Annotated in this window: 1 protein-coding gene and 1 pseudogene; both read left to right on the forward strand. The window is 75.8% G+C overall.

What is annotated here, in order from left to right:
* A pseudogene (locus AB0J52_RS34345) lies at positions 1-879 on the forward strand (ATP-binding protein); the annotation flags it as partial.
* A gap of 108 nt (positions 880-987) precedes the next feature.
* A complete protein-coding gene (locus AB0J52_RS34350) occupies positions 988-2,847 on the forward strand; it encodes an AbeC-like domain-containing protein (RefSeq protein WP_500187060.1) in 1,860 nt (619 codons plus the stop codon).
* Positions 2,848-3,007 lie beyond the last annotated feature (160 nt).

A 3,007-nucleotide genomic window follows, 5' to 3' on the forward strand; every position in this document is an offset into this window, starting at 1 on the left:
GAACAGCTGCGGGTCCGGATCCCGCTCGGCGAGGGCCGCGAGGAGGTCCGGCCCGGCCCGCCGCCGCCGGTGGACGGCCGCCGCTCGGCCGCGTGCGGCGGCGAGTGCCGGTCCGGCCGCGCCTGCACCCTGTACGAGCTGCGCGCGGCCGACCTGCTCGCCGCGAACGCCGAGTGGGCGTGGCTGCGGCTGTGGGGCGAGACGCTCGTCCTCGCGCACGTGACGGACCGTCCGCTGCCCGCCGTCCCGGCCGAGCTGGAGCGGGCGTGGTCGCGGCTCGCGCCCCGGCTGCGCGAGTGCGCCCTCGCCACGGTCGTGGACCGCGCCGTGACCCGCCGCTCCCGCGCGCTGCGCACGGCGTTCCCGCCCGCCGACCTGACCGCCGCGGTCGCGGGCGCCGCCACGAGGATGCTCGGCGGCGCGCACGACCTGGCGGGCGTCCGCGCGGGGGCGCAGTGGGTCGTCCCGCAACTGCGCTGGCTGCACGAGCTGGACCGGCTGTTCCCGTACGGGGCGGGCGCCCCCGACAAGCACGCGCTCGCGCCGCCCCTCGACTTCCGGCTGCCCGGCCTGCGGGACGTCCCGGACACCCGCCTCGGCCACCGCCTGCGCGACCTGCGCCGCCACCCGCTGTCGCTGGAGCTCGCGGCGAACCGTCCGCTCGCCCTGCTGGCCCTCGCGGGCGAGGACGAGCACGCGGCGTTCTTCACCGATCTGTCGCTCGTGGCGGTCGGGATGGAGGAGGACGAGCAGATCGGGCACATCGCGTCGGCGATGCGCGCCGAGTCGTGGCTCGAACCGGTGCTGAGCTGGCCGGACCGCTTCATCGCCCCGTTCGACGACCCGTCCGCCGGGCTCCCCTTCCTCACCGCTCCCTGACCGGCGTCCCGACCCTGGGCGACGGTTTCGTCACGATCGCTCCGGGAACCTCCCGGCGTTCACCGCGCGGCCGGTACTTTCTTCCTCCCCCTGCATGCCGGAGGTCGGATGGTCACCGTCGCCGAAGGCGCCGCGCCCGCGTTCGGGCACGTGCGTCCCGGGCCCGCGCCGGCCGCGCGGCCGATGCAGAACACCACGCGGCACCTCTGCGCCGCCGTCTACCTGAACCGCGCCGTCTGCGCGGCCGTGATCCGCGAGTACCTGCACGACGAGCACCGGGCCGTCGTGCCGTCCTTCGGATTCGACCTCGAACCGGTGATCCGGCACGCGCTGCGCGCCCGGCGGCTGCGCATCTACCGCGACCTGCTCCTCATCCTGGCCTGGACGCTGCTGCTCGCCGTCGCGCCCGGCATCGCCGTCTCGCTCGCGTGGGTGCTGGCCTCCCCGGCGGTCGCGGCGCGCATCCGCTGGCGGGCGCTGAGCTGGCAGTGGCGGGTCGTGGCCGCGGGGGCGCTGGCCGCTCCGTTCCTCTACGCGGCGATCACCGTCGTCGTGGCGTCCCTGGTCGGCCGAACCTCGTACGCGGCGGAAACGGCCGACTGGAACATCCAGCACGTATGGACGGTGTTCCAGCTGGAGCACCCGTTCGCGACCATGACCCTCGCCCTCATGGCCTTCGCGCTGATCTACTTCGGGCACCTCGCGCTGCTGTTCTGGACGCTGTCCCGCGAGCTCGCGCCCGGCGCGCACGGGCCGGGCCCGCGCGTCCTCAGCCCCCGGGTGAACGTCCTGCTGGAGCGGATCCGCGCCGCGCAGCTCGGCAACGTCACGCTGTACTCGGGCGACAACCCGTTCCTCGGCGCGGGACCGGTCCGGTCGCACCTGACCCGCGCGTGGTCGATCGTGCTGGAGCTCGACCGCCCCGGCGCCGACCCGCTGACCGGGGAGCCCGGCGGCGACCCGCTGTCGATGGACTCGGCGGGACGGCCCGACCCGATGACCATGCACCGGCGCGTCCAGGAGAGCGTCCGGGCGATGCGGGACGAGTGGCCGCCCAGCCCGGACGGCACAACGCCCGACCGAGGCTCCTGGCTGCCGCCGAACGAGCGGGTCGCCGGGCTGAACACCGGCTGGCACGTGGTCGCGCCGGGCCTCTGCGAGCAGCGCGAACGCCCGGTCGGCGCGTCCGACCCGCGCCCGTTCAGCGGCCACCCGCTGATCGACCCGGTCGCGCGGCTGCCCTACTCCCTCGCCGGCGACGAGGCGGTGGACGCGCTCGTCCGGCACCCGCAGGGCGCGGTCCGCTGCTACCAGCGGATCACCGTCGGCGCGCAGACGCAGCCGGTGCTGCGCCGCGACGGCAGCGCGCTCGCGTCCGCCGCCGACCGCGACCAGACCCTCACCGCGTTCGTCTACCTCGCCGTCGAGGGCCGGATGCTGTACGGGCAGTTCGTCGCGACCGTGCTGCCGCCCGTCCGGCCCGAGTTCCGGCTCGTGGACCTGCTGTCGGCGTGGAGCGAACCCGTCCTGCTCGGCCAGGCCGTCCGGGTGGGCTGGCGCGGCTTCGCCGAGGCCGTCCTGCTGCCGGTGCCGAGGACGGTCGCCGCGGCGTGGGGCATGGCGGTCGGCGCGATCGCGGCGTCCTCCGGCGGCGACCCGACGGCGCGGACCGTGCGCGACTACGGCTCGCGGCTCAGCGTCCGCGAGCTGGTGGCCGACACCGACCTGCACGACTTCCTGCAGGCCACGGACGCGGACAAGTACGCGAAGCTGATCGAGCGGCGCGTCAACGAGGCGCTGCTCGACTACCTGGACACCGAGTGCGGCGTGGACGTGTCGGCCTACCGCGAGCAGGCCGGGACGCTCCTGAACCAGGGCGTGATCATGACGGGCGGCCGGATCGACGGGCAGGTCGCGGTCGGCGGCCGCGGCTCCCGCGTCCGGCAGGCCCAGGGCGTGAACCCGTAGGGACGACACGAGGGAGCGGTATGCGGCGGCACGGCGACGACCGGGGAGTGCGCATCGGCGGGAACGCCCGGGTGTCCGGGCAGATCTCGACCGGTGACGACAGCGTCCAGATCCAGAACGGCCCGGCGGCCGGCCCGCCGGACGGCACGGCCGCCGCGCT

Origin of the sequence: Spirillospora sp. NPDC049652, from assembly GCF_040675125.1 — a bacterium.
Lineage (GTDB): Bacteria > Actinomycetota > Actinomycetes > Streptosporangiales > Streptosporangiaceae > Spirillospora.

Excerpts from the sequence above, each read along its gene's own strand:
- AB0J52_RS34350 (WP_500187060.1), top strand. The coding sequence starts at position 988 with ATGGTCACCGTCGCCGAAGGCGCCGCGCCCGCGTTCGGGCACGTGCGT.